Genomic DNA, 26,568 nt, shown 5'->3' with positions numbered 1-26,568 from the left:
AGCCCTCGCGACCACGGCAGAATGGGGGCATGACCAGCAATCTCGACCCCGCCATCGCCGCCCGCCTCAAGCGCGGCGCGGATGGTCTGGTCCCGGCCATCGCCCAGCAGTACGACACCGGCGAGGTGCTCATGCTCGGCTGGATGGACGACGAGGCCCTGCACCGCACCCTGACCACCGGCCGCTGCACGTACTGGTCGCGCAGCCGTCAGGAGTACTGGGTCAAGGGGGACACCTCGGGCCACGTCCAGCACGTGAAGTCGGTCGCCCTGGACTGCGACGCGGACACCGTCCTGGTCAAGGTGGACCAGGTGGGAGCGGCCTGCCACACCGGGGACCGCACCTGCTTCGACGCCGACGTACTCGACCTCGGGAAGTAGTCATGGACCTCGACACCTTCCGCAAGCTCGCCGTCGACCGCCGCGTCATCCCGGTCCACCGCCGCCTCCTCGCGGACGGCGACACCCCGGTCGGCCTGTACCGCAAGCTCGCCGCCGAGCGGCCCGGCACCTTCCTGCTCGAATCGGCCGAGAACGGCCGGTCCTGGTCGCGGTACTCGTTCGTCGGCGTGCGGTCGGACGCGACCCTCACCGTGCGCGACGGGGAGGCGCACTGGCTCGGCACGCCGCCGGTCGGGGTCCCCACTTCGGGTGATCCTCTGGCGGCCCTGAAGGCCACCGTCGAGGCCCTGCACACGCCGCGCGACCTGGTCGCCGGAATGCCGCCCTTCACCGGCGGGATGGTCGGCTACCTCGGCTACGACATCGTGCGGCGCCTGGAGAAGATCGGCGAGCACGGGGGCGACGACCTCCGGCTGCCCGAGCTGACCATGCTGCTCACCTCCGACCTCGCGGTGCTCGACCACTGGGACGGCTCGGTCCTGCTCATCGCCAACGCGATCAACCACAACGACCTCGACACCGGGGTGGACGAGGCCTACGAGGACGCCGTGGCCCGGCTCGACGCGATGGAGGCCGACCTCGCGAAGCCCGCCGAGTACGCGCCGGTCGCCCTGCCCGCCTCGGAACTGCCCGAGTACACCGCGCTGTGGGGCGGGGCGGCCTACCAGGACGCCGTCGAGGACATCAAGGAGCGCATCCGGGCCGGCGAGGCCTTCCAGGTCGTTCCCTCGCAGCGCTTCGAAACCCCTTGCCGCGCAAGCGCGTTGGACGTCTACCGGGTGCTGCGGGCCACCAACCCGTCGCCGTACATGTACCTGTTCCGCTTCGACGGCTTCGACGTCGTCGGCTCCAGCCCCGAGGCCCTCGTCAAGGTGGAGGACGGCCGGGCCATGCTGCATCCGATCGCCGGGACCCGGCCGCGCGGCGCCACCCCGCAGCGCGACCAGGCGCTCGCCGACGAGCTCCTGGCCGATCCCAAGGAGCGCGCCGAGCACCTCATGCTCGTCGACCTCGGCCGCAACGACCTGGGCCGCGTGTGCGAGCCGGGTTCGGTGGAGGTCGTGGACTTCATGTCGATCGAGCGGTACTCCCACGTGATGCACATCGTGTCGACGGTGACCGGCCGGGTCGCCGAGGGACGCACCGCGTTCGACGTCCTGACGGCCTGCTTCCCGGCCGGCACGCTCTCCGGTGCCCCCAAGCCCCGCGCGATGCAGATCATCGAGGAGCTGGAGCCCAGCCGCCGCGGGCTCTACGGCGGCTGTGTCGGCTACCTCGACTTCGCCGGGGACTCCGACACCGCGATCGCGATCCGCACCGCACTGCTGCGGGACGGCACCGCCTACGTGCAGGCCGGAGCCGGCGTGGTCGCCGACTCCGACCCGGTGGCGGAGGACGACGAGTGCCGCAACAAGGCGGCCGCCGTCCTGCGCGCGGTCAACACGGCCAACCGGCTCAGCCGGTGAACGCGGCGGTCCCGTTCGGGGTGCCGAGCCCCGACGGGCCGTCGTAGCCGCTGCCTCCCTTGCACAGGTAGGCCGGCGAGCAGCTGCCGTTCGAGCCGCTCGTCACATCGTTGAGCGAACCGGTGTGGGCGTACGGGAACGAGGCCGGCGTGGAGCCCGAGGAGGGGACTCCCGCCAGCGCGTACACCGCGGCGATCAGCGGCGAGGAGGCGCTGGTGCCGCCGAACACCTCCCAGCCCGGGTCGCCGCCGTAGGTGTCGTACACCGCGACACCCGTGGCCGGGTCGGCGACCGCCGAGACGTCCGCGACGGTCCGCCTCGAGCAGCCGGTGTCCTTCTGCCAGCTCGGCTTCGCGTCGTACGCCGAGCAGCCGGAACCGGCGCCGCTCCACACGCTCTCGGTCCAACCCCGGCTGTTCGAGGCCGACTTGAGCGAGGTGCCGCCGACCGCGGTGACATAGCGGGAGGCCGCCGGGTACTCGGTGCCGTAGCCCCCGTCACCCGAGCTCACCGTGATGGCGACGCCCGGGTGGTTGAAGTACTGGCTGTCGTACGACGTGTCGGAGGACGACTCGCCGCCGCCGTAGCTGTTGGAGACGTACTTCGCGCCGAGCGAGACCGCCGTGTTGACGGCCGTGCCGAGGTTCGCCATCGACGCCGACTTGGCCTCGACGAGCAGGATCTTGCAGTTGGGGCAGGCCGCGCTGACCATGTCGAGGTCGAGGGATATCTCCTCGGCCCAGCCGGCGTCCGCGCCCGGCAGCGTCGACGTGCCGGTCTGACCGACCTTCTTGAAGCAGCCGTTGGCCACGGTGCAGGCCGGAAGTCCGTACTGGGAGCGGTACTTGGCGAGGTCGGCCGCCGCGTTGGGGTCGTCGTAGGCGTCGACGATCGCCACCGTACGGCCCGAACCGGCTGTCGAGGACGGCAACTTGTACGCGGACTGGAGCGACGAGGGGCCGAAGCCCGACGGTGCGGCGGCGCCCGTGAGGGCGCGTTCGGCGTCGGCTGACTTCACCGTGCCGCCGGTCACCTTCAGCGCCTTGCAGGCCATGACGTCCAGTCGCGTCGGGGCCGCACAGGAGCGCACGGTGGTGACGTGCGCGTCGGTGGAAGGGGTCGCTGCCTGGGCGAGGGGAGTGGCCAGGGCGAGCGCTGCCGCGGCCAACGTGGCGGCCAGGGCGGTGGGGGAAAGGGATCTGCGCAACTTACTGCCTCCGTGTGGTGGGTGAACCAGGAGTCGTGCGGGTGCGCTGGGCCGGCCGCGCCGCGTGGTGCGCGACCCGGACCGGCGGTGAACCTAGGCTGACTGGGCCATGCCAACAAGAAGCGCGCCGGAATCTCTATCGCCGCTTTGCCTTCGCGGGCCGTTCGGGAACAGTTCGGGGGTGCCCGATGGGTGTTCGATGGCCGAGCGCTTGCCCGCCCTTGGTTCCCCGGCGCCTCCCGTCCGCCCCCTCGGAGCCCGCCTCCCCGGGGCCGTGAGGCGGCCGGGAGGTGGGCCCCGGGTGACACTCCGGGCCGCGCGCAGGCGATAGTGGAGTACGTGAGTGCCGCATCCGTACCCCAGCCCCGTGCCGAAGCCGCCGCGCCGTCCGCCCGTGGCGGCGGCCACCGCAGCCTGGCCGCCGCACTGTTCGCCGGAGCCGTCGGCGCCGCCGTCGTCCTCCTGGCCTCCGGGCAGACGTGGGTCCGCGGCAACGCCTCCGTCGGCGGTGGCGCGCTGCCGCTGGTCGCCTCCGGCGGCGACATCACCGGAGTGCCCTCCGCCCTCGCGATCGTCGGGCTGGCGGCCCTGGTCGCGGTCTTCGCGGTGCGCCGGGCCGGCCGCGTCGTGGTCTCCGCGCTGCTCACGCTCAGCGGCGTCGGCGCGGCCGCGACCGCCTGGCTCGGCATCGACGACAGCGCGGCCCTGAACGAGCGGGCGGCCAAGGTCAGCGGCGACGCCGCCGCCACCGTCGGCACGATCACCCACACCGGCTGGCCGTACGTCGCCGTCGTGGGCGGTGTCCTGCTGCTGCTCGCCGGGCTCCTCGCGCTCCGCTTCGGCGCGGCCTGGCCCGCGATGGGCGGCCGCTACGAGCGCGACGGCACCCCCCGCCCGCGCAAGCCGCGCACCGCGCCCGACCCGGAGCGCCCCGAGGAACTCTGGAAGGCGCTCGACTGCGGCGAGGACCCGACGCGCGAGAGCTGACCCCCGCACTCAGCCACCCTCCCCGGTGCGGGACAATGGCAGCGAGCGTCGGGTTCGACGACCGTTGCCGAAGCGACACGTCGCCGAAACCGAGCCGGTGACAACGCCGACAGCGCCGACAGCTACGACGACAACGACGGCAACACGGAAACACCTACGAGGAGCAACCCCCATGGCGAAGAGCGGCCACGGCCACACCCCGGCAGCCTGGACCGGTGTCATCATTGCCTTCATCGGATTCTGCGTGACCTGCGTCTTCATAGTGGCCGCCAACCCGGTGGGCTTCTGGGCCGGCATCGCACTCCTCGGCATCTCCGCCGTCGTCGGCGGGATCATGAAGATGGCCGGCCTCGGCACCCCGAAGGACACGCCCGAGATCCAGCGCATGCGCGAGGACGCGGCCGCCAAGGTGCGCGCCCGCCTCGAGGCCCAGGTCGGCTGACCCGAAGGCCACCGCGCGAGGCGCAGCCCGCCAAGGGCTGCGCCTTTCCAGTTGAACGGGCACAATCGCCCAGTGGACCCAGCCCAGCCGAACCCCGCCCCGGCCCGCCCTGCGCCCCCCGGCGCCCCGGCCCTCCCGGCCGCCCCGGCCGCCGACGCCCCGATCCGCAGGCTCCTGGTGCCGCTCGGCACGCTCGCGGCGGTGGGCTCCGCCTTCGCGTACGTGGGCCTGGTGGACCCCAACGAGCCCGGCCACTACCCGGTCTGCCCGCTGTTCCGGCTCACCGGCGTCTACTGCCCGGGCTGCGGCGGGCTGCGCAGCGCCCACGACTTCATCACCGGGCACTTCGCGGCGGCGGTCCACTCCAACGCGCTCGCCGTCGCCGGCTATCTGCTCTTCGGTGTGCTCTGGGTCCTGTGGGCCGTCCGCTCGGCCCGCGGCCTGCCCCTGCGGATCGCGCCGAGCGACCGCCAGTGGTGGCTGATCGGATCCGCCGTACTGATCTTCTCGGTGGTCCGGAACCTGCCGTTCGGCTCCGTACTCGCGCCATGACTGACTGATAAAACCGCAGGTGACGTCCCAATTATTGGGACGCCGTGCAACCGGATGCGACCCCTTCGGCCCGAGGCGGATACCATCGTCATGGCTGATCGTGACCGCTACCCGGGGTCACCCTCGTTCTGACCGACATCACCGTCCCGGAAGGGGGCCGCTCGCGTGAGTGTGCTCGACGAGATCATCGAAGGCGTCCGCGCCGACCTCGCAGAGCGGCAGGCGCGCGTCAGCCTCGACGAGCTCAAGGAGCGCGCCGCCAAGGCGCCCGCGGCCCGTGACGGCGTCGCGGCCCTGCGCGGCGACGGCGTGAAGGTCATCTGCGAGGTCAAGCGCTCCAGCCCCTCCAAGGGTGCGCTCGCCGCCATCGCCGACCCCGCGGCCCTCGCCGCCGACTACGAGGCGGGCGGCGCGTCCGTCATCTCCGTGCTCACCGAGCAGCGCCGCTTCGGCGGCTCGCTCGCCGACCTGGAGGCCGTCCGGGCCAAGGTCGACATCCCGGTCCTGCGCAAGGACTTCATCGTCACCGCCTACCAGCTGTGGGAGGCCCGTGCGCACGGCGCCGACCTGGCGCTGCTCATCGTCGCGGCCCTGGACCAGCCGGCCCTTGAGTCGCTGATCGAGCGCGCCGAGTCGATCGGGCTCACCCCGCTGGTCGAGGTGCACGACGAGGACGAGGTCGACCGGGCCGTGGAGGCGGGCGCCAAGATCATCGGCGTCAACGCGCGCAACCTGAAGGACCTCAAGGTCGACCGCACCACCTTCGAGCGGGTCGCCCCGGAGATCCCGAACCACATCGTGAAGATCGCCGAATCCGGCGTCCGCGGCCCGCACGACCTCATCGCGTACGCCAACGCCGGCGCCGACGCCGTCCTGGTCGGCGAGTCCCTGGTCACCGGCAAGGACCCCCGCGCGGCCGTCGCCGACCTGGTCGCCGCGGGCGCCCACCCCGCCCTGCGTCACGGGCGCGGCTGACCCATGGCCATCTCCGTCCGCCTCGCACCCGGCTGCCGCCCGCGCGGCTGCCGCGCTCCGGCGCGCCGGGTGCACGGACGGCGCGTGCGCTATGTGATCGGCTCGGAGCCGGGCCAGGTCAACGGCATGCGATGGCGCGGCGGCCCGAGCGCCGCGTGAGTCCGCGCCCCACCGGGGCGCGAGGAAGAGCGACATGTGCGACTCCGTCGCACGGGCGCGAGCAGCCCCGTACGGGCTGTAGTCGCGCGCTTCCCCGATCACCTGCGCCGCCTGGGCACATCCCGCCAACCAGCCAACCCAGGACCGGGGCACCACTGCCCCCGCGAGGTATCCGCATGCCCGAGAACGAGTTCTTCGTACCCGACCCCGAGGGTCAAGTCCCCAGCGCCGAAGGGTACTTCGGCGCCTACGGCGGCAAATTCATCCCCGAGGCGCTGGTCGCCGCCGTGGACGAGGTGGCCGTCGAGTACGACAAGGCCAAGCACGACCCCGCCTTCGCCGCCGAGCTCAACGACCTGATGGTCAACTACACCGGCCGGCCCAGCGCCCTGACCGAGGTGCCGCGCTTCGCCGAACACGCGGGCGGCGCCCGCGTGTTCCTCAAGCGCGAGGACCTCAACCACACCGGCTCGCACAAGATCAACAACGTGCTCGGCCAGGCCCTGCTCACCAAGCGCATGGGCAAGACCCGCGTCATCGCCGAGACCGGCGCCGGCCAGCACGGCGTCGCCACCGCCACCGCCTGCGCCCTGTTCGGCCTCGAATGCACCATCTACATGGGCGAGATCGACACCCAGCGCCAGGCCCTGAACGTGGCCCGGATGCGGATGCTCGGCGCCGAGGTCATCCCGGTCGCCTCCGGCAGCCGCACCCTCAAGGACGCCATCAACGAGGCGTTCCGCGACTGGGTCGCCAACGTGGACCGCACCCACTACCTCTTCGGCACGGTCGCGGGCCCCCACCCCTTCCCCGCGATGGTCCGCGACTTCCACCGCGTCATCGGCGTCGAGGCCCGCCGCCAGATCCTGGAGCGCGCCGGACGCCTGCCGGACGCGGCCGTGGCCTGCGTGGGCGGCGGCTCCAACGCGATCGGTCTGTTCCACGCCTTCATCCCGGACGCCTCCGTCCGCCTCATCGGCTGTGAGCCCGCGGGCCACGGCGTCGAGACCGGCGAGCACGCGGCGACCCTGACCGCGGGCGAGCCGGGCATCCTGCACGGCTCGCGCAGTTACGTCCTCCAGGACGAGGAGGGCCAGATCACCGAGCCCTACTCGATCTCGGCGGGCCTCGACTACCCGGGCATCGGCCCCGAGCACTCCTACCTCAAGGACATCGGCCGCGGCGAGTACCGGGCGGTCACCGACGACGCGGCGATGCAGGCCCTGCGGCTGCTCTCGCGCACCGAGGGCATCATTCCGGCGATCGAGTCGGCGCACGCGCTCGCGGGCGCGCTCGACGTCGGCAAGGAGCTCGGCAAGGACGGGCTGATCGTGATCAACCTGTCCGGCCGCGGCGACAAGGACATGGACACGGCCGCGCGCTACTTCGGCCTGTACGGCAGCGACGCCGACACCGAGGTCGCCGCCGACGCGGCGGGCTTCGCCGAGATCGAGGGAGACGCCAAGTGAGCGGGAACGTACAGCTGTTGAGCGAGACGCTCGCCAAGGCGAAGGCCGAGGGCCGGGCCGCGCTCATCGCCTATCTGCCCGCCGGGTTCCCGACCGTCGACGGCGGCATCGAGGCGGCCAGGGCCGTCTTCGACGGCGGCGCCGACATCGTCGAGGTGGGTCTGCCGCACAGCGACCCGGTTCTGGACGGCCCGGTCATCCAGACCGCCGACGACATCGCCCTCAAGGGCGGCGTGAAGATCGCCGACGTGCTGCGCACGGTCCGCGAGGCCCACGCGGCCAGCGGCAAGCCGGTCCTGGTCATGACGTACTGGAACCCCATCGACCGTTACGGCGTGGAGCGCTTCACCGCCGAGCTCGCCGATGCGGGCGGCGCCGGCTGCATCCTGCCCGACCTGCCGGTCCAGGAGTCCGGGGTGTGGCGCGAGCACGCGGACAAGCACGGCCTCGGCACGGTGTTCGTGGTCGCCCCCAGCAGCCGCGACGAGCGCCTCGCCACGATCACGGCGGCCGGCTCCGGCTTCGTGTACGCGGCCTCGCTGATGGGTGTCACGGGCACCCGGGCGTCGGTCGGCGCCTCGGCCGAGGACCTGGTCGCCCGGACCAGGGCCACCACCGAACTCCCGGTCTGCGTGGGCCTCGGCGTCTCGAACGCCGCCCAGGCCAAGGAGGTCGCGGCCTTCGCCGACGGCGTGATCGTCGGCTCGGCCTTCGTCAAGCGCATGCTGGACGCCTCTGACCACGCGGCGGGCCTCACCGCCGTACGGGAACTGGCGGCCGAGCTGGCCGAAGGCGTTCGCAGGGCGCCGTAGCGCGGGCTTCGCACAGCTAACCCGTACGGGTGGAAGTGGGACCGGGGAGGCACGGGCGTGCCTCCCCGGTTCGTTGCTGCGGGTGTGAGTGACAAGAACCCCGATGCGAAAAGGGCCGCGCGCGACCGGCTCGTCCAAGAACGTGAGCAGCACAAGGCGGGCGAGCGCCGCCGACGGCAGCTGATCGTGGCCGGCGCCGTGGTGGGCGTCCTGGCCCTGGCCGCCGTGATCGGCGTGATCGCGGCCAACGCGGGCGGTGGCGACAGCGCCAAGAGCTCCGCCACCAGCGGCCCGGTCGTGGCGCCCACCGGCGCCGACGACAAGGACAAGCTGGCCATCCCGGTCGGCGCCGCCGACGCCCCGTCCACCCTCACGGTGTGGGAGGACTTCCGCTGCCCGGCCTGCGCCGCGTTCGAGAACGGCTTCCGCTCGACCATCCACGAGCTGGAGAACAGCGGCCAGATCCGCGTCCAGTACCACCTGGCCACCCTCATCGACGACAAGACCCGTGGCAGCGGCTCGCTCCACGCGGCCAACGCGGCGGGCTGCGCGCAGGACGCGGGGAAGTTCTCCGCGTACCACGACGTGCTCTACACCAACCAGCCCGACGAGATGGACGACGCGTACGCGGACAACGCCAAGCTGCTGGATCTGGCCAAGAAGGTGCCGGGCCTGGACACGCCCGCCTTCCGCTCCTGCGTGGAGAACGGCACGCACAACAGCTGGGTCGTGAAGTCCAACGAGGCGTTCCAGGCGGGCAAGTTCAACGGCACGCCGACCGTGCAGCTCAACGGCGAGGCGGTCTTCCCCGCCAAGGGCACCGAGCAGATTACTCCGGCCAACCTGAAGAAGTGGGTGGCCGCGGCGAACAAGGGCAAGCCGGCCGGGAAGGCGAGCCCGGCCTCCTGAGGTCCGGGGCCTCTCGTTACTCATAAGTTGCCGGGCGGGTTGCCGCTGCGCCCGCCCGGCACGGTAGCGTCGTCCCTGCCATGGAACTTGCCTTCATCCCCAGCCCGTCGACCGGCGTGATCCACCTCGGACCGATCCCGCTGCGCGGCTACGCCTTCTGCATCATCATCGGTGTCTTCGTCGCCGTCTGGTACGGCAACAAGCGGTGGGTCGCGCGCGGCGGCCGCTCCGGCACCGTCGCCGACATCGCCGTCTGGGCGGTGCCCTTCGGGCTCGTCGGCGGCCGGCTGTACCACGTCATCACCGACTACCAGCTGTACTTCAGCGACGGTGAGGACTGGGTCGGCGCCTTCAAGATCTGGGAGGGCGGCCTCGGCATCTGGGGCGCGGTCGCGCTCGGTGCGGTCGGCGCCTGGATCGGCTGCCGCCGCCGGGGCATCCCGCTGCCCGCCTGGGCCGACGCGCTGGCCCCCGGCCTCGCCTTCGCCCAGGCCATCGGCCGCTGGGGCAACTGGTTCAACCAGGAGCTGTACGGCCGCCCCACGGATGTGCCCTGGGCGCTGAAGATCAGCGAGGGCCCCAACCGGATCGCGGGCACCTACCACCCGACGTTCCTGTACGAGTCGCTGTGGTGTCTCGCCGCCGGCTTCCTGGTCATCTGGGCCGACCGCCGCTTCAAGCTGGGCCACGGCCGGGCGTTCGCGCTGTACGTCGCCACGTACTGCGTGGGCCGGTTCTGGATCGAGTACATGCGGGTCGACGAGGCCCACCACTTCCTCGGCCTGCGCCTGAACGACTGGACGGCCGGCGGTGTCTTCCTGCTGGCGGTCGCCTACATCGTCATCTCCTCGAAGCTGCGTCCCGGCCGCGAGGAGATCGTCGAGCCCGGCGCCCAGGACGACGAGCCGGTGTCCCTGGAGAAGTCCGGCGCGGCCGACAACGACGGCAAGGCCGACAAGGCCCCCGCCGAGCCGACGGACGAGCCCAAGGCGGAGTCGGTGACGTCGGGGCCGGATTCGGTGGCTTCGGAGCCCGAGAAGGCCTGATCAGCCTCTCCGGCATGTGAGGAGCTGTGAGGAGCGGGGCCTCGGGGGCAGGGCCCCCGAGGCGCTGGACGCCTGACCACCGCGGCCCGCCCCGAAGAGCACCCCGCCCCCCGGAGGGCCTACGCGTCGATCTCCGACCGGTACGGCATCGAGGTGGCCGCACCCGGCCGCTGGACGGAGAGCGCGGCCGCGGCACTCGCCCAGGCCAGCGCGTCCGTCATCGGGCGGCCCTCGGCCAGTGCCACCGCGAGGGCGCCCACGAAGACGTCACCGGCGCCGGTCGTGTCCACCGCGGTGACCGGCGGGGCGAGCACCGCCACCGGCTCCGGCTGCGCCCGCGACGCGTAGAGACAGCCCCGCGCGCCGAGCGTGATCACGACCTCGGGCACCTGCGCGAGCAGCGCCCGGGCGGCGCGCTCCGGGTCGCCCGAGATGCCGGTGAGGGTGGCGGCCTCGTGCTCGTTGGGCACCAACAGGTCGGTGGCGGCGAGGAGTTCGGGCGGCAGCGGTCGCGCGGGCGCGGGGGTGAGGATCGTACGGACCCCGTTGCGCCGGGCGGCCTGGGCGCCCTCGACGACCGCGCTCATCGGAAGCTCCAGCTGGAGCAGTAGGGACCGGGCCTCGGCGATCACCGCGCGGTCCGCGTGGCTGAGCGAGGTGAGGGAGCCGTTGGCGCCGGGGATGACGACGATCGAGTTGGCCCCGTCGCCGTCGACCACGATGTGGGCGGTGCCGGAGGGGCCCTCGGTGGTGCGCAGCAGATCGATGTCGACGCCCGAGGCTTCGAGCGTGGCGCGCAGCCGCCCGCCGAACTCGTCCGTGCCCACCGCGCCGATCATCGCGACCTCCGCGCCGGCCCGGGCGGCGGCGACGGCCTGGTTGGCGCCCTTGCCGCCGGGGACGGTGTGGAACTCGTGGCCGGTGACCGTCTCGCCGCTGCGCGGGGCGGTCGTGACGTAGGCGACGAGGTCCATGTTGGTGCTGCCGAGCACGGTGATCCGGGTCATGCCGGGATTGTCTCCCGAGGGCGGCCGGTTCGGTGACCGCACCTGGCCCGGCGCGTTCGGCGCAGAACGGGCGAAACGGCTCCTGACCTGCTGTTCAGCAAGGCCTGGCTTACTGAGTACACCCTCACTGAGTAAGGCCTTACTTGCTGGCGGGGCCCTTACATCGAGCGTATGTTCAACGGTGTTGAGGGGGAGCGGGACGTGATTGCTGCCCGCTGCTGAATGTGAGGGGACCACCGTGGCCATCATCGAGACCGAAGCGACGCTGCACGAGGCGCACCGCGACAACCACACCCACCGTGACGTCAACGGCGGCTGGCTGCGCCCGGCCGTGTTCGGCGCGATGGACGGTCTGGTCTCCAACCTCGCCCTGATGACCGGAGTCGCCGGCGGCGAGGTCTCGCACCGCACGATCATCATCACCGGGCTCGCCGGTCTCGCGGCCGGCGCCTTCTCGATGGCGGCCGGCGAGTACACCTCGGTCGCCTCGCAGCGCGAGCTCGTCGAGGCCGAACTCGACATCGAGCGGCGGGAGTTGCGCAAGCACCCGGCCGACGAGGAGCGCGAGCTCGCCGAGCTCTACATGTCGCGCGGCGTCGAGCCGGACCTCGCCCGCGAGGTCGCCCGGCAGCTGTCGCAGGACCCCGAGCAGGCCCTGGAGATCCACGCCCGCGAAGAGCTCGGCATCGACCCCTCGGACCTGCCCTCGCCGACCGTGGCCGCGGTGTCCTCCTTCGCCTCCTTCGCGCTCGGCGCGCTCCTTCCCCTGCTGCCCTACCTGCTCGGCGCGTCCGCGCTGTGGCCGGCCGTGCTGCTCGCCCTCGTGGGTCTCTTCGGCTGCGGCGCAGTGGTCGCCAAGGTGACGGCCCGCTCGTGGTGGTTCAGCGGCATGCGCCAGCTGGTCCTCGGCGGTGCGGCGGCGGCCCTCACCTTCGGGATCGGCTCGTTCTTCGGCGCGGCCATCGGCTGACGCGACAGCACTCGGCGGGCGAAACGCCGAGGTCATCACACGGGGCGGTGCCAATCGGCGCCGCCCCGTGTGACATACGTCCTGCGCGCGGGCCCGCCCCAAGCCGTAGAATGGCGGAGTATGCGGCGGCCCGAATAACTAATCGTTACTCGGCGGTTTCGGATCTTCAACTGCCGGGCATAGGCCGTACACACCCGAAAACCGCACTCCTGTGCGCCCCCGTGGGCAACGAAGCTCGCGCCGGGGTGTCCGCATGTTGGAATGCGCTATCCGGTTCCCGAGATACGTTCCATCATGTAACCTGCACGAAATTTCAAGAGGGCCAGCGTCGTCCCTCGGTAAACGCCTCCCAACGCTCTCGGATCCCGATCGAGCAGGGGAGACCCCAATGCCACAACGACGACGGGAGAGCCGATGCGTTCCGACGCCTGGTCGCCCATGGACGGTCGCCCCGCCCAGCAGGGGATGTACGACCCCCGTAACGAGCACGACGCCTGCGGCGTCGGGTTCGTGGCCACCCTCACCGGGGTTGCCAGCCATGAGCTGGTCGAGCAGGCCCTGACCGTACTGCGCAATCTGGAACACCGCGGTGCCACCGGCTCCGAGCCGGACTCCGGCGACGGTGCCGGCATCCTGCTCCAGGTCCCGGACGCGTTCCTGCGCGAGGTCAGTGACTTCGAGCTGCCCGAGGCAGGCTCGTACGCCGTCGGTATCGCCTTCCTGCCCCTGGAGGAGACCGGAGAGGCCGTCTCGAAGATCGAGACGATCGCCGGTGAAGAGGGGCTCACCGTGCTCGGCTGGCGTGAGGTCCCCGTCACCCCCGCACTGCTCGGCAACGGCGCCCGCGCCACCATGCCCGCCTTCCGCCAGCTGTTCGTCGCCGACGGCGAATCGGCCGGCATCGCGCTGGACCGCAAGGCCTTCGTGCTGCGCAAGCGCGCCGAGCGGGAGGCCGGTGTCTACTTCCCGTCGCTCTCCGCCCGGACCATCGTCTACAAGGGCATGCTGACCACCGGCCAGCTGGAGCCGTTCTTCCCGGACCTCTCCGACCGCCGCTGCGCCACCGCCGTCGCCCTCGTGCACTCGCGGTTCTCCACCAACACCTTCCCGAGCTGGCCGCTGGCCCACCCCTACCGCTTCGTCGCGCACAACGGCGAGATCAACACGGTCAAGGGCAACCGCAACTGGATGGTGGCCCGCGAGTCCCAGCTCGCGTCCAACCTGTTCAACTCCGGCGCCGGAAAGATCGACCGCATCTTCCCCGTCTGTACGCCGGACGCCTCCGACTCCGCGTCCTTCGACGAGGTGCTCGAACTCCTCCACCTCGGCGGGCGCTCGCTGCCGCACTCGGTCCTGATGATGGTCCCCGAGGCGTGGGAGAACCACGAGTCGATGGACCCGGCACGCCGTGCCTTCTACCAGTTCCACGCCACGATGATGGAGCCCTGGGACGGCCCGGCCTGCATCACCTTCACCGACGGCGTCCAGGTCGGCGCGGTCCTCGACCGCAACGGGCTTCGCCCGGGCCGCTACTGGGTGACCGACGACGGCCTGGTGGTCCTGTCCTCCGAGGTCGGCGTCCTCGACATCGACCCGGCGAAGGTCGTCCGCAAGGGCCGCCTCCAGCCCGGCCGGATGTTCCTCGTCGACACCGCCGAGCACCGCATCATCGAGGACGACGAGATCAAGGCGTCCCTCGCCACGGAGAACCCGTACAAGGACTGGCTGGAAGCCGGCGAGATCGAGCTGGAGGACCTGCCCGAGCGTGAGCACATCGTGCACACCCACGCCTCGGTCACCCGCCGCCAGCAGACCTTCGGCTACACCGAGGAAGAGCTCCGCGTCATCCTCGCGCCGATGGCCCGCACCGCCGGCGAGCCGCTCGGCTCGATGGGCACCGACTCGCCGATCGCCGCGCTCTCCGCGCGCCCCCGGCTGCTGTTCGACTACTTCACCCAGCTGTTCGCGCAGGTCACCAACCCGCCGCTGGACGCGATCCGGGAAGAGCTGGTCACCAGCCTGCGCTCCACGCTCGGCCCGCAGGGCAACCTCCTGGAGCCCACCGCCGCCTCGTGCCGCAGCGTCACGCTGCCCTTCCCGGTCATCGACAACGATGAGCTGGCGAAGCTGATACACATCAACGCCGACGGCGACATGCCGGGCATGAAGGCCGCCACGCTCTCCGGGCTCTACCGGGTCTCCGGCGGCGGCGACGCGCTCGCCGCCCGCATCGAGGCCATCTGCCAGGAGACGGACGCCGCGATCGAGGGCGGCGCCCGCCTGATCGTCCTGTCCGACCGGCACTCCGACGCCGAGCACGCGCCGATCCCGTCGCTGCTGCTCACCGCGGCCGTCCACCACCACCTCATCCGCACCAAGCAGCGCACCCAGGTGGGCCTGCTCGTCGAGGCCGGTGACGTCCGCGAGGTGCACCACGTCGCGCTGCTCATCGGTTACGGCGCCGCCGCGGTCAACCCGTACCTCGCCATGGAGTCCGTCGAGGACCTCGTGCGGGCCGGCACCTTCATCGAGGGCCTGGAGCCCGAGCAGGCCATCCGCAACCTGATCTACGCGCTCGGCAAGGGCGTCCTGAAGGTCATGTCCAAGATGGGCATCTCCACGGTCGCCTCCTACCGGGGCGCCCAGGTCTTCGAGGCCGTCGGTCTCGACGAGGCCTTCGTGCAGAAGTACTTCATCGGCACCGCCACCAAGATCGGCGGCGCCGGCCTCGACGTCGTCGCCAAGGAGGTCGCCGCCCGGCACGCCAAGGCCTACCCGGCCTCCGGCGTTCCCTCGGCGCACCGCGCCCTGGAGATCGGCGGCGAGTACCAGTGGCGCCGCGAGGGCGAGCCGCACCTGTTCGACCCGGAGACGGTCTTCCGCCTCCAGCACGCCACCCGCAACAAGCGCTACGACATCTTCAAGCAGTACACGGACCGCGTGAACGAGCAGTCCGAGCGGCTCATGACGCTGCGTGGCCTGTTCGGCTTCAACAGCGAGCGCCCGTCGATCTCCATCGACGAGGTCGAGCCTGTCTCCGAGATCGTCAAGCGCTTCTCGACCGGCGCCATGTCGTACGGCTCCATCTCGCGCGAGGCGCACGAGACGCTCGCCATCGCCATGAACCAGCTGGGCGGCAAGTCCAACACCGGTGAGGGCGGCGAGGACGCGGACCGCCTGTACGACCCGGCGCGCCGCTCCTCCATCAAGCAGGTCGCCTCCGGCCGCTTCGGTGTCACCAGCGAGTACCTGGTCAACGCGGACGACATCCAGATCAAGATGGCGCAGGGCGCCAAGCCCGGCGAGGGCGGCCAGCTGCCCGGCCACAAGGTCTACCCGTGGGTCGCCAAGACCCGGCACTCCACCCCGGGCGTCGGCCTCATCTCACCGCCGCCGCACCACGACATCTACTCCATCGAGGACCTGGCTCAGCTGATCCACGACCTCAAGAACGCCAACCCGGCCGCGCGCATCCACGTGAAGCTCGTGTCCGAGGTCGGCGTCGGGACCGTGGCCGCGGGTGTCTCCAAGGCGCACGCGGACGTCGTCCTCATCTCCGGCCACGACGGCGGCACCGGCGCCTCCCCGCTCACCTCGCTCAAGCACGCGGGCGGGCCCTGGGAGCTCGGCCTCGCCGAGACCCAGCAGACCCTGCTGCTCAACGGCCTGCGCGACCGGATCGTGGTGCAGACCGACGGCCAGCTCAAGACCGGCCGTGACGTGATCATCGCCGCGCTGCTCGGCGCCGAGGAGTTCGGTTTCGCGACCGCGCCGCTCGTCGTCTCCGGCTGCGTCATGATGCGCGTCTGCCACCTGGACACCTGCCCGGTCGGCATCGCCACCCAGAACCCGGTGCTGCGCGACCGCTTCTCGGGCAAGCCCGAATTCGTCGTGAACTTCTTCGAGTTCATCGCCGAAGAGGTCCGCGAGATCCTCGCCGAGCTCGGCTTCCGCACCATCGAGGAGGCCGTCGGCCACGCCGAACTCCTCGACACCGACCGGGCCGTGACGCACTGGAAGGCCCAGGGCCTCGACCTGGAGCCGCTCTTCTACGTGCCCGAGCTGCCCGAGGGCGCCGTGCGCCACGCGGTGGTCGCCCAGGACCACGGCCTGGCGAAGGCGCTGGACAACGAGCTCATCAAGCTCGCCGCCGACGCCCTTGAGGCCGACTCCGCCGAGGCCGCCCAGCCGGTCCGCGCGCGGATCGCGATCCGCAACATCAACCGGACCGTGGGCACCATGCTCGGCCACGAGGTGACGAAGAGGTTCGGCGGCGCGGGCCTGCCCGACGACACCATCGACATCACCTTCACCGGCTCGGCCGGCCAGTCGTTCGGCGCCTTCCTGCCGAGCGGTGTGACCCTGCGTCTGGAGGGCGACGCCAACGACTACGTCGGCAAGGGCCTCTCCGGTGGCCGTGTCATCGTCCGCCCGGACCGGGGCGCCGACCACCTCGCCGAGTACTCGACGATCGCGGGCAACACCATCGCCTACGGCGCGACCGGCGGCGAGCTGTTCCTGCGCGGCCGCACCGGCGAGCGCTTCTGCGTCCGCAACTCGGGTGCCACCGTCGTCTCGGAAGGCGTGGGCGACCACGGCTGCGAGTACATGACCGGCGGCCACGCGGTGGTCCTCGGCGAGACCGGGCGCAACTTCGCGGCCGGCATGTCCGGCGGTATCGCCTACGTCATCGACTTGGACCGCGACAACGTCAACTCCGGGAACCTGGGCGCCGTCGAGGCGCTCGGCGACAGCGACAAGCAGTGGCTGCACGACGTCGTGCGCCGCCACTTCGAGGAGACCGGTTCGACGGTCGCCGAGAAGCTGCTCGCCGACTGGCCCGTCGCCGTGGAACGCTTCAGCAAGATCATTCCGACCACGTACAAGGCAGTGCTCGCCGCCAAGGACGCCGCTGAGCTCGCCGGTCTCTCCGAGCAGGAGACCACCGAGAAGATGATGGAGGCGGCGACCAATGGCTGACCCCAAGGGCTTCCTGACCACCGGGCGCGAGGTCGCCAAGACCCGTCCGGTGGGCGAGCGCGTCAAGGACTGGAACGAGGTCTACGTTCCCGGTTCGCTGCTGCCGATCATCAGCAAGCAGGCCGGGCGCTGCATGGACTGCGGCATCCCGTTCTGCCACAACGGCTGTCCGCTGGGGAACCTGATCCCCGAGTGGAACGACTACGCCTACCGCGAGGACTGGCAGGCCGCCTCCGAGCGCCTGCACGCCACCAACAACTTCCCGGAGTTCACCGGGCGGCTGTGCCCGGCTCCCTGCGAGTCGGCGTGTGTGCTCGGCATCAACCAGCCCGCCGTCACCATCAAGAACGTCGAAGTCTCCATCATCGACAAGGCATGGGACAGCAACGACGTCAGGCCGCAGGCGCCCGAGCGCCTGTCCGGCAAGACCGTCGCGGTCATCGGCTCGGGCCCGGCGGGCCTCGCCGCCGCCCAGCAGCTGACCCGGGCCGGACACACGGTCGCCGTCTACGAGCGCGCCGACCGCATCGGCGGCCTGCTGCGCTACGGCATCCCCGAGTTCAAGATGGAGAAGGTGCACATCAACCGCCGCATCGAGCAGATGCGCGCGGAGGGCACCAAGTTCCGCACCGAGGTCGAGATCGGCCGCGACATCGACGCCGCCAAGCTGCGCAAGCGCTACGACGCGGTCGTCATCGCGGCCGGCGCCACCGTCTCGCGCGACCTGCCGGTGCCGGGCCGCGAACTGAACGGCATCCACTTCGCGATGGAGTACCTGCCGCTCTCGAACAAGGTGCAGGAGGGCGACTTCGTCACCCCGCCGATCACCGCCGAGGGCAAGCACGTCGTGGTCATCGGCGGCGGCGACACCGGCGCGGACTGCGTGGGCACCGCCCACCGCCAGGGCGCGGCCTCCGTCACCCAGCTGGAGATCATGCCGAGGCCGGGCGACGAGCGGAACCCGGGCCAGCCGTGGCCGACGTTCCCCATGCTCTACAAGGTGACCTCCGCGCACGAGGAGGGCGGCGAGCGCGTCTACTCCGTCTCGACCACCCACTTCGAGGGCGACGAGGACGGCAACGTGCAGTCCCTGCACCTGACCGAGGTCGAGTTCATCGACGGCAAGCTGACGCCGAAGCCCGGCACGGAGCGGGCGATCCCCGCGCAGCTGGTCACCCTCGCCATGGGCTTCACCGGCACCGACCAGGCCAACGGCCTGGTGGCCCAGTTCGGCCTGGACCTCGACGAGCGCGGCAACGTCGCGCGCGACGCGGACTTCGCGACCAACGTCGACGGCGTGTTCGTCGCCGGTGACGCGGGCCGCGGCCAGTCCCTGATCGTCTGGGCCATCGCCGAGGGCCGCTCGGCGGCGCGCGGCGTCGACCGCTACCTGACCGGCGCGAGCGACCTGCCCGCCCCGATCCGCCCCACGGACCGCGCCCTGACGGTCTGACCCCTCATCGTCCCGTACAACGACGTACGGAACTGACCGGCGCCCGCCCCACTGTCCCCGACCGGACGACTGGGCGGGCGCCGCGGCATGCCCGGGAGCCGGCACGTGATGTCCGGACCCGGTTCGCTCGTGTGCGGGCCCGGTCCGCGCCACGTATTGACTAATAGTCAATTGCGCCTCAGTCTCGGGACGAACCGCCGCGTCCGTCACCGGGAGGTCCCGTGAGCAACGAAGCGCTTTCACACCTGAGTACGGAGCTGGGGGCGCCGCCGCCGTCCTCCCTCGCACACCTGACAGAGGATCAACTCACCTACCTGGCAGGCGCGTTGAGCAAGGAACGCGAAAGCCGCGCGGCCGGTCTCGGTGAGGCCGCCGAAGCCGCCCTCGGGCTCGTGCCCGCCCTGGCCCGCGGCCCCGTCCGCCGCATCCTCTTCAAGTGAGGCCGGTGACTGCCATGGACACCCGCGACACCCTCCGGGGCCGCGCCGAGATCGAGAAGCTCGCGGCCCTGCTCGACGAGCGCCCCGAGCGCCTTGCCTTCCTCGCCGACCTGCCCGCCGACGATCTGCGCACCCTGCGCGAACAGGCCGTGGCCGCCCTGTTCGACGGCATGCCCGACATGCTCGACCGCATCGCCAAGGCCACCAGACTCGTACCGGCCGGGGTCGCCGCCGCCATCTCGCAGAAGGCCCTCGGCCCACGCCTCGCCGCGGCCGTCGCCGGCCGCCTCGAACCCGCCCGGGCCGCCGACATCATCGAGAAGCTGCCCGTCGCCTTCACGGCCGCGTCCTGCGCCCACCTGGACCCGCGGCGCATCGCGGGCATCGTCGACCGCCTCGACGAGAACCTGCTCGTACGGATCTCGGTCGCCCTCGCCGAACGCGGCGACCACCTCACCATGGGCCGCTTCGTCGGCCACCTGCGCGACTCGGCGCTCACCCGGATCCTGCCGCAGGTCGACGACGCGGTGGTGCTGCGCACCGGGTTCGCCGTGGACCAGCCCCAACGCCTGGGCCGCATAGTCGAGTTGATGGGCAACGACCGGCTGGCCCAGGTCATCGCCTCGGCCGCCGACGGCCTGTGGCCCGAAGCGCTCGCGGTGGCCGGCATGGTGACGGGGGAGCAGCGCGCCCGCATCGCCACCCTCGCCGCCCGCCAGCCCGAGGCCCGCCTCGACACGCTGGTCCGCACCACGGCGGAGCAGGACCTGTGGGAGTCCCTGCTCCCCCTGGTGGCCCTCCTGTCGGAAGAGGACCGCCGGGCGGTGGCGCTCCTGCCGTCCCTCACCGACCCCGAGGTCCTGTCCGGCATCGTCCCCGCGGTCGTGGCGACGGCGCTGTGGGCGGAATTCCTGCCCCTGGTCGAGCTGCTGCCCGACCCGTCCCGCAAGGTCGTCGCCGACGCGGCGGGCGCACTGGCGGACCAGGACCTCGACGCACTGGCCCGGGAGGTCGACAAGCAGAACCTGTGGGAACTGGTCCTCCCCCTGGTCGAGTTGATGGACGACCCGTCCAAGGAACGCATCTTCGCCCTGCCGTCCTTCCAGGACCAGGGGGATGCCTAGCCGGTGAGCGCGGGACTGCGACATCGCGCGGCTCCGCCGCGTGGGCGATTCGGCTGAAGTGCACCCCGCCAGGGGCGCGGGGAACTGCGCGACCAGCCACAGCGGGTCCGCACCCGAACTAACCACCCCCAGGCGGAGCCTGACCCCCCGGCGCCGGGCGCCACCGAAACACCTCCGCCCGGCGCAGCCGCCCCGCACCCGAACGACCCACCCCCAGGCGGAGCCTGACCCCCCGGCGCCGGGGCGCCACGGCACACCCCCGGCCGGAGCCGACCCCGGACCAAACCGCCCGCCCGCAAACCGGCGTACCCTCATCACTCCCGCCCCCGGACACACCCCCGGCGAGTGAACGGAGACGCATGCCCGCCCTGACCCTCCAGACCGTGGAAGAGCGCGCGCCCGCCCTCGTCTCCCTCTACAAGCACGCCGCCACGTCCTTGGAGAAGCACGGACTCGACGACGAGACCGCCGCGGTCTACCTCGTCGTCGACCACTCCGGCTCGATGCGCCCGTACTTCAGGGACGGCAGCGTGCAGGCGCTCGCCGACCGCGTGCTCGGCCTCTCCGCCCACCTCGACGACGACGGCCGCGTCCCGGTCGTGTTCTTCTCCACGGGCATCGACGCCGAGACGGAGATCGCCCTGAACAACCACCAGGGCCGCATCGAGCGGATCGTGGCCAACCTCGGCCACATGGGCCGCACCAACTACCACGTGGCGATGGACGCGGTCATCGACCACTACCTGGAGAGCGGCGCGAGCGCCCCCGCGCTCGTCGTGTTCCAGACCGACGGCGGCCCCAGCAGCAGGCTCGCCGCGGAGCGCTACGTCTGCAAGGCGGCGACCCTGCCGATGTTCTGGCAGTTCGTCGGCTTCGGCGACCCCCGGGGCCACCAGTTCGACTTCCTGCGCAGGCTCGACGAGCTGGCCGTACCCGAGCGCCGCCGCGTCGACAACGCGGGCTTCTTCGCCGCCGGCACCGACCCGCGCCGGGTGACCGACGCCCAGCTCTACGACCGGCTGCTCGGCGAGTTCCCGCAGTGGCTGCGCGCCGCCCGGGCGGAAGGGATCGTACGGTGAGGACGCTGCGAGCCGCCGACAGGCGAGCCGTGCCGTGGCGCAACGGCGGCGGGGTGACCCGGAACATCGTGGCGCACCCCGAGGGCGCCGGGACCGCCGACTTCGTGTGGCGGGTCAGCCTCGCCGACGTCGGCGCGGACGGCCCGTTCTCCGGGTTCCCCGGGGTGGACCGGATCCTGACCGTCGTCGAGGGTGCCGGCATGGACCTGATGGTGGGCGGCCAACGCCGCCTGGTGGACGAGCGGTTCGTGCCGCAGCACTTCCCGGGCGACGCCCCCACCGACTGCCGCCTCCTGGCCGGCCCGGTCGTCAACTTCAACGTGATGTTCCGCCGGGGCACCCCCGCCCCGACGGTCGCCGTGGTGCGGGGCGATCTGACGATCGCCGGGCCCGCCCTGGTCGTCGCCCTGGACGCGCCCGCCCACGTGGACGGCGTACGCCTCGACCCGTACGACGCACACCTCACCGACCGGGGCGCGACGGCGGTACGGGCCGAGGGGCACACGGCCGTGGTCGCTCTCCCGGCCCGGTAGCCCGCAGTCCGTGTTCCGCAGTCCGGAACCTGCACTCCGCGCCCGGAATCCACGCCCGCAATCCGCGCCCGCAATCCGGACAGAAGATGTCGGGTATCTGCGCTTTCCTTGAACCATGACGATCAACGAGACAGCACCACCCACGGCGCCCGCGGCGGCGGCCTGGAGCGCGTTCCACCAGGCCGAGCCGCAGTTCGCCGCCCTCGCCGAGGCCCGCTTCAAGAAGTACAGGCACCACGTCCTGGGCACCCTGCGCAAGGACGGCTCGCCCCGGGTGACCGGCCTTGAGGTGGAGTTCCGGAACGGTGAGCTGCTGCTGGGCATGATGCCCGGCTCGATGAAGGCGCGCGACGTGCTGCGCGACCCGCGCTTCTCGCTCCAGGCCAACCCGGGCCCGGACGCCGAGATGGCGGACGGCGACGTGCGGGTCGGCGGACGTGCGGTGCGGATCACCGACCCGGCGGCGCTCGCGTCCTTCGTCGAGCAGGTGAGCCCGCCCGAGCCGTTCCTCCTCTTCCGCGTCGAGCTCACCGAGGTGGTGTACACCGGCGTCGAGAACGACGAAGTGGTCCTACGGGTCTGGCGGCCCGGCACCGCGCTGCGCACGCTCCGGCGCGGCAACGGGGACGAGCCGGTGCGCGAGGACGCCTGAATCGCGGGCATCGCGGGCATCGCGGGCCGCCGGTCCGGTTGATCCGGGAGGCGCGCGAGAACTGATCCGTCCCCCACCCCGCCCCTTCCCGAGACCCTCCGGGGGGATTCGATTCGGCTGCGGACCGTGCGTGGCTGGTCGCGCGGTTCCCCGCGCCCCTGAAGGCCCGGGTGTTCTCGGGAAGGGGCGGGGTGGGGAGAGTCGCTCGCCGCCGGCCTCCTCAGCCCGCCAGGACCTGGGCCCGGCACTCGGCGGGCGTGCCCCACGCGTCCCTGAGCGGGCGCGCCTTGCGCAGCCACAGCGACAGGTCGAGCTCCTGGGTGTAGCCGATCGCGCCGTGCAGTTGCAGCGCGGTGCGGGCGGCGGCGTACGCGGCCTCCCCGGCCGTCACCTTCGCCGCGGCCACCTCGCCCGGCGCGAGCGACAGCGCGGCCCCGTACAGCAGCGGCCGCGCGAACTCGATCGCGACCAGCGTGTCCGCGAGCCGGTGCTTGACCGCCTGGAAGGAGCCGATCGGCGCCCCGAACTGGGTGCGCTGCTTGACGTACGCCACCGTCCGGGCGAGCAGCGCCTCGGCGAGTCCGAGACACTGCCCGGCCGCGGCGAGCCGGGCCCACACGGTGGCCCGCGCGACGGCCTCCCTCAACTGGGGCCCTGCGTAGAGGAGTTCACCCCCGGGCAGCGGGCGTGAGAGGCGCCGGGCCGGATCGGCCGACGGCTGGACGGGGCCGTGGCCCGGGGCGAGCCGCAGCTCCCCGCCCGCCACGCGGAGCACCGCGTCCGCCGCGTCCGCGTCCAGGGCGTACGGGCCCGCGCCGGGGAACAGGGCGCTCGCCACGCACGCGCCCGACGCGACGGCGGGCAGCAGCCGCTTGGCCGGCCCTTCCTCGCCGAGGTCCGCGAGCCGGGTGAGCAGGGCGGACGCGGCCACCGTCTCCACGACCGGCCCCGGCACCGCATGCCGCCCCAACTCGACGCAGGCCAGGGCGAGTTCGACAGGCAGCGACCCGAGCCCTTCGTACGCTTCGGGCACCCCGAGCGCGAAGACCCCCGCGTCGGCGAGGCGCGACCAGACGGCCCGGCCGGGCCCCGTGTCCCCCGCGCCCCAGGCCCGTACCGCCGCGGGCGTGTCGGCCGCGCTCAGCATCGCGTCCAGGGAACGCGCGAAGTCGAGCTGTTCCGAGGTGAGCAGGAACCTCATCGGCGGCCCTTCGGGAGGCCGAGCAGCCGCTCGGCGATGATGTCGCGCTGGATCTCGTTCGTCCCGGCGTAGATCGGACCGGCCAGCGAGAAGACGTGGCCCTCGGCCCAACTGCCTTGTCCCGGCGCCTCGTCGGCCTCGTCCGACAGCTCCCCGTACGGTCCGAGCAGATCGAGCGCGCACTCGTGCAGGGCGATGTCGTACTGCGACCAGAACACCTTGTTCAGGCTGGACTCGGCGCCGATCGCACCGCCCTCGGCGAAACGGGAGGCGCCCGCGCAGGTGAAGAGCTGATAGGCGCGCGCCCCGATCACCGCGTCCGCGACCCGGTCGCGCAGCGCGGTGTCCGCCGGGTCGCCCGCCGTGCGCCACAGATCCACGAGCCGTGCGGCGGACGCCAGGAAGCGGCCGGGGGAGCGCAGCATCAGGCCGCGCTCGTTGCCGGTCGTCGACATGGCGATCCGCCAGCCCGCGCCGACCTCCCCGATCACGTCCTCGTCCGGCACGAAGACGTTGTCGAGGAAGAGTTCGGCGAAGGCGGGCTTGCCGTCGAGGCGTCCGACGGGGCGGACGCCGACGCCCGGCGCCCGCAGGTCGAACATCAGATAGGTGAGGCCCTGGTGGGGCTTGGCGGCCCCGGGACCGGTGCGGAAGATGCCGAAGGCGCGGTCGGCGAACGCGGCCCGCGAGGACCAGGTCTTCTGCCCCGAGAGCAGCCAACCCCCTTGCGTGCGGACCGCCTTGGACCTCAGCGAGGCGAGGTCGGAGCCCGCCTCCGGCTCGGACCAGGCCTGTGCCCAGATCGTCGCGCCGCTCGCCATGTCGGGCAGGATCCGCGCCCGCTGCTCGGGCGTGCCGTGGTCGAACAGGGTGGGCGCGAGCAGGTTGATGCCGTTCTGCGAGACGCGTCCGGGGCCGCCCGCGGCGAAGTACTCCTCCTCGAAGGCGAGCCACCGGAAGATGTCGACGCCCCGGCCCCCGTACTCCGCGGGCCACGACACCACCGACCAGCGGTCCGCGAAGAGGCGCGCCTCCCACTCGCGGTGGGCCGCGAAACCGGCCGCGGTCTCCAGGGAGGGGAGCGGCGCGGACGGCATATGGGCGGCGAGCCAGTCGCGCGCCTCGGCCCGGAAGGCCTCCTGGTCGGGCGTGGGGTCCAGGTCCATGGGTGCGGCACACCATCCTTCCCTAACAAGTGTTTGGTAGGTTAACGTGGCGCCGTGACGGACAACAAGGCTCAGGCATCGGCCGGCCCGGCCCGGGCGGCGGACAACAAGGCCCCGTACGTGCCGGGCCACGGCCTGCTCGACGGCCGCACCGCCGTCGTCACCGCGGCGGCCGGCGCCGGCATCGGCGGGGCCACCGCCCGCAGGCTCCTCGAAGAGGGCGCCCGCGTCGTCATCGGCGACGCCCACGCCCGCCGCCTGAAGGAGACCGAGGAGGCGCTCGCCGCCGAGTTCGGCGCGGACCGCGTCGCCTCCGTCCCCTGCGACGTGACCGACGAACACCAGGTCACCGACCTCCTCGCGCTCGCCGCACACGAACACGGCGGACTCGACGTCGTCGTCAACAACGCGGGCCTGGGCGGCACTTGCTCCCTCGTCGACATGACCGACGAGGCCTGGTCCAAGGTCCTCGACGTCACCCTCAACGGCACCTTCCGCTGCACCCGGGCCGCCCTGCGCGCCTTCAAGGACTCGGGCCGGGGCGGCGTGATCGTCAACAACGCCTCCGTCGTCGGCTGGCGCGCCCAGGCCGGGCAGGCCCACTACGCCGCCGCCAAGGCGGGCGTCATGGCGCTCACCCGGTGCGCGGCCGTCGAGGCCGCCGAGTACGGCGTACGGGTCAACGCGGTCGCGCCCAGCCTCGCCATGCACCCCCACCTGGTGAAGGTCACCTCCGCCGAACTGCTCGAAGAGCTCACCGCCCGCGAGGCGTTCGGCCGCTACGCCGAACCGTGGGAGGTCGCCAACGTCATCGTGTTCCTGGCCAGCGGCTACTCCTCGTACCTCACCGGCGAGGTCGTCTCCGTCAGCAGCCAGCACGCCTAGCCGGGGCAGCACAATGGTCAGGTGCCGACGAACAAGAAGAAGACGCAGGTGACCGCCTCGCCCGAGCGGCGGCGCGAACTCCTCGCCACGGCGGCCGAGGTGTTCGCCGCCCACGGCTACAACGCCACCACCGTGCGCCGGATCGCCGACGAGGCGGGCCTGCTCGCGGGCAGCCTCTACTACCACTTCGACTCCAAGGAGTCGATGCTCGACGAGATCCTCTCGGCCTTCCTTGACGAGCTCTGGGAGGGCTACGACGCCGTGCTCGCCGCCGGGCTCGGCCCCCGCGAGACCATCGAGGCCCTGGTCACCGAGTCCTTCCGGGAGATCGACCGGCACCGCGCCGCCGTCGCGATCTACCAGAAGGAGTCCCGGCACCTGGCCGCGCTGCCCCGCTTCCACTATCTGACCGAATCCCAGCAGAAGTTCGAGAAGGCATGGCTGGGAACGCTGGAGCGCGGCGTCGCCGCCGGCGCCTTCCGCACCGACCTGGACATCCGCCTGACCTACCGCTTCGTGCGCGACACGGTGTGGGTCGCCGCCTCCTGGTACCGGCCCGGCGGTGGACACAGCCCGGAGGAGATCGCCCGCCAGTACCTCTCGATGGTCCTGGACGGAATCGCCGTACGCGAATAACTCACATACGTACATGG

Annotated in this window: 25 protein-coding genes; 21 read left to right on the top strand and 4 right to left on the bottom strand. The window is 72.0% G+C overall.

Translation table 11 applies throughout. The features are described from left to right. Positions 1–29 precede the first annotated feature (29 nt). Entirely contained in the window at positions 30–380 is a 351-nt protein-coding gene (gene hisI / locus ACFYZA_RS27035; protein ID WP_100574534.1) for a phosphoribosyl-AMP cyclohydrolase, read from the top strand. A gap of 2 nt (positions 381–382) precedes the next feature. Next, the gene (locus tag ACFYZA_RS27030; RefSeq protein WP_388493166.1) at positions 383–1,867 is read left to right on the top strand and encodes an anthranilate synthase component I; all 1,485 of its coding nucleotides are present in this window, start codon (positions 383–385) and stop codon (positions 1,865–1,867) included. Here the strand turns inward: ACFYZA_RS27030 and ACFYZA_RS27025 are convergent. Next, entirely contained in the window at positions 1,857–3,074 is a 1,218-nt protein-coding gene (locus ACFYZA_RS27025; protein WP_382589143.1) for a peptidase S8, read from the bottom strand. The two genes, ACFYZA_RS27030 and ACFYZA_RS27025, sit on opposite strands and share 11 nt — an antisense overlap. Before the next feature lie 330 nt (positions 3,075–3,404). Here ACFYZA_RS27025 and ACFYZA_RS27020 point away from each other — a divergent pair, with 330 nt between their 5' ends. From ACFYZA_RS27020 to lgt, 9 genes are all read left to right on the top strand, one after another. Next, positions 3,405–4,061: a TIGR02234 family membrane protein gene (locus ACFYZA_RS27020; RefSeq protein ID WP_388493164.1), complete on the top strand. Its 657-nt coding sequence runs from the start codon at positions 3,405–3,407 to the stop codon at positions 4,059–4,061. Between the two features lie 172 nt (positions 4,062–4,233). Further along, a complete protein-coding gene (locus tag ACFYZA_RS27015) occupies positions 4,234–4,503 on the top strand; it encodes an HGxxPAAW family protein (protein ID WP_190028109.1) in 270 nt (89 codons plus the stop codon). Between the two features lie 72 nt (positions 4,504–4,575). Further along, the gene (locus ACFYZA_RS27010) at positions 4,576–5,055 is read left to right on the top strand and encodes a DUF2752 domain-containing protein (protein ID WP_388493163.1); all 480 of its coding nucleotides are present in this window, start codon (positions 4,576–4,578) and stop codon (positions 5,053–5,055) included. Positions 5,056–5,220: 165 nt separating this feature from the next. Continuing rightward, entirely contained in the window at positions 5,221–6,030 is an 810-nt protein-coding gene (trpC, locus tag ACFYZA_RS27005) for an indole-3-glycerol phosphate synthase TrpC (RefSeq protein ID WP_382589134.1), read from the top strand. A gap of 3 nt (positions 6,031–6,033) precedes the next feature. Next, complete coding sequence (gene trpM / locus ACFYZA_RS27000; RefSeq protein WP_382589131.1) at positions 6,034–6,189, top strand: tryptophan biosynthesis modulator TrpM; 156 nt, start codon at positions 6,034–6,036, stop codon at positions 6,187–6,189. Positions 6,190–6,365: 176 nt separating this feature from the next. Then, the gene (gene trpB, locus ACFYZA_RS26995) at positions 6,366–7,658 is read left to right on the top strand and encodes a tryptophan synthase subunit beta (protein ID WP_382589128.1); all 1,293 of its coding nucleotides are present in this window, start codon (positions 6,366–6,368) and stop codon (positions 7,656–7,658) included. Beyond that, complete coding sequence (gene trpA / locus ACFYZA_RS26990; RefSeq protein WP_388493162.1) at positions 7,655–8,470, top strand: tryptophan synthase subunit alpha; 816 nt, start codon at positions 7,655–7,657, stop codon at positions 8,468–8,470. The genes trpB and trpA overlap by 4 nt, the downstream gene beginning before the upstream one ends. Positions 8,471–8,554: 84 nt before the next feature. Further along, complete coding sequence (locus tag ACFYZA_RS26985; protein WP_382589122.1) at positions 8,555–9,379, top strand: DsbA family protein; 825 nt, start codon at positions 8,555–8,557, stop codon at positions 9,377–9,379. 80 nt (positions 9,380–9,459) lie between these two features. Further along, a complete protein-coding gene (gene lgt, locus ACFYZA_RS26980; RefSeq protein WP_388493161.1) occupies positions 9,460–10,425 on the top strand; it encodes a prolipoprotein diacylglyceryl transferase in 966 nt (321 codons plus the stop codon). A 119-nt stretch (positions 10,426–10,544) separates the two neighbouring features. Here lgt and rbsK read toward each other — a convergent pair whose 3' ends face one another. Then, on the bottom strand, positions 10,545–11,432 hold the full coding sequence (rbsK, locus tag ACFYZA_RS26975; protein ID WP_388493159.1) for a ribokinase: 888 nt from the start codon (positions 11,430–11,432) through the stop codon (positions 10,545–10,547). 238 nt (positions 11,433–11,670) lie between these two features. Here rbsK and ACFYZA_RS26970 point away from each other — a divergent pair, with 238 nt between their 5' ends. The 8 genes from ACFYZA_RS26970 (at position 11,671) to ACFYZA_RS26935 (ending at position 22,663) form a co-directional block, all read left to right on the top strand. Next, a complete protein-coding gene (locus ACFYZA_RS26970; RefSeq protein WP_382589113.1) occupies positions 11,671–12,402 on the top strand; it encodes a VIT1/CCC1 transporter family protein in 732 nt (243 codons plus the stop codon). 414 nt (positions 12,403–12,816) lie between these two features. After that, the gene (gltB, locus tag ACFYZA_RS26965; RefSeq protein WP_388493158.1) at positions 12,817–17,382 is read left to right on the top strand and encodes a glutamate synthase large subunit; all 4,566 of its coding nucleotides are present in this window, start codon (positions 12,817–12,819) and stop codon (positions 17,380–17,382) included. After that, entirely contained in the window at positions 17,375–18,835 is a 1,461-nt protein-coding gene (locus ACFYZA_RS26960; RefSeq protein WP_388493156.1) for a glutamate synthase subunit beta, read from the top strand. Before gltB ends, ACFYZA_RS26960 begins: the two co-directional genes overlap by 8 nt. 221 nt (positions 18,836–19,056) lie before the next feature. Further along, positions 19,057–19,275 carry a hypothetical protein gene (locus ACFYZA_RS26955; protein WP_382589104.1) on the top strand — a complete coding sequence of 73 codons (219 nt, stop codon included), beginning with the start codon at positions 19,057–19,059 and terminating at the stop codon, positions 19,273–19,275. After that, positions 19,272–20,399 carry a hypothetical protein gene (locus tag ACFYZA_RS26950; protein WP_388493155.1) on the top strand — a complete coding sequence of 376 codons (1,128 nt, stop codon included), beginning with the start codon at positions 19,272–19,274 and terminating at the stop codon, positions 20,397–20,399. Before ACFYZA_RS26955 ends, ACFYZA_RS26950 begins: the two co-directional genes overlap by 4 nt. Positions 20,400–20,758: 359 nt before the next feature. Further along, positions 20,759–21,478 (top strand): vWA domain-containing protein, encoded by a 720-nt coding sequence (locus tag ACFYZA_RS26945; RefSeq protein ID WP_382589101.1) that lies wholly within the window; start codon positions 20,759–20,761, stop codon positions 21,476–21,478. Then, on the top strand, positions 21,475–22,011 hold the full coding sequence (locus tag ACFYZA_RS26940; RefSeq protein WP_388493154.1) for a HutD family protein: 537 nt from the start codon (positions 21,475–21,477) through the stop codon (positions 22,009–22,011). The genes ACFYZA_RS26945 and ACFYZA_RS26940 overlap by 4 nt, the downstream gene beginning before the upstream one ends. Positions 22,012–22,126: 115 nt before the next feature. Further along, positions 22,127–22,663 carry a pyridoxamine 5'-phosphate oxidase family protein gene (locus ACFYZA_RS26935; protein ID WP_382589095.1) on the top strand — a complete coding sequence of 179 codons (537 nt, stop codon included), beginning with the start codon at positions 22,127–22,129 and terminating at the stop codon, positions 22,661–22,663. 220 nt (positions 22,664–22,883) lie between these two features. Here the strand turns inward: ACFYZA_RS26935 and ACFYZA_RS26930 are convergent, their stop codons facing one another. Beyond that, a complete protein-coding gene (locus ACFYZA_RS26930) occupies positions 22,884–23,864 on the bottom strand; it encodes an acyl-CoA dehydrogenase family protein (RefSeq protein ID WP_388493152.1) in 981 nt (326 codons plus the stop codon). Next, positions 23,861–25,030, bottom strand: a complete 1,170-nt coding sequence (locus ACFYZA_RS26925; protein ID WP_388493150.1) for an acyl-CoA dehydrogenase family protein — start codon at positions 25,028–25,030, stop codon at positions 23,861–23,863. The genes ACFYZA_RS26930 and ACFYZA_RS26925 overlap by 4 nt, the downstream gene beginning before the upstream one ends. Before the next feature lie 120 nt (positions 25,031–25,150). Here ACFYZA_RS26925 and ACFYZA_RS26920 point away from each other — a divergent pair, with 120 nt between their 5' ends. Next, positions 25,151–25,915, top strand: a complete 765-nt coding sequence (locus ACFYZA_RS26920) for an SDR family oxidoreductase (protein ID WP_388493207.1) — start codon at positions 25,151–25,153, stop codon at positions 25,913–25,915. A gap of 21 nt (positions 25,916–25,936) precedes the next feature. Further along, complete coding sequence (locus ACFYZA_RS26915; protein WP_382589082.1) at positions 25,937–26,551, top strand: TetR/AcrR family transcriptional regulator; 615 nt, start codon at positions 25,937–25,939, stop codon at positions 26,549–26,551. The last annotated feature ends 17 nt before the right edge of the window (positions 26,552–26,568 follow it).

This window comes from Streptomyces sp. NPDC001828, assembly GCF_042892175.1.
Taxonomy (GTDB): Bacteria; Actinomycetota; Actinomycetes; order Streptomycetales; family Streptomycetaceae; genus Streptomyces.
Note: the sequence above shows the minus strand (reverse complement) of the source record. Positions and strands in the feature narration are given on the sequence as shown.